This is a genomic window from Devosia alba (assembly GCF_039938915.1).
In the GTDB taxonomy this organism is placed as follows: Bacteria; Pseudomonadota; Alphaproteobacteria; order Rhizobiales; family Devosiaceae; genus Devosia; species Devosia alba.
Genome location: NZ_JBDUUI010000192.1, coordinates 1 through 217, shown reverse-complemented (window position 1 = coordinate 217; position 217 = coordinate 1). Strand labels below are relative to the sequence as shown.

The 217-nt window shown below is 35.9% G+C and carries 1 protein-coding gene; it reads left to right on the top strand.

Annotated features, from left to right (window positions below; genetic code table 11):
* Positions 1–217: hypothetical protein (locus ABFY71_RS19245; RefSeq protein ID WP_347947488.1), on the top strand; the 217-nt coding region annotated here is incomplete at both ends.

Genomic DNA, 217 nt, shown 5'->3' with positions numbered 1-217 from the left:
CAGGAGTAATTAACCTAACAGGAGAAGAAACAACTGGTATCTATGCTAAAAGAGGTAGAATAACAAATGCTGGAAAAATAAGTGTAGGTAAAAAATCTACTGGAATATATTTAGTTGAAGATGATCGTAGTCCAGCAGCAGCGACTGTTGGGGCTATTGCAACAAATGATGCTTCAGGAGTAATAACAGTAGGAGAAAATTCAACAGGAATCTATTA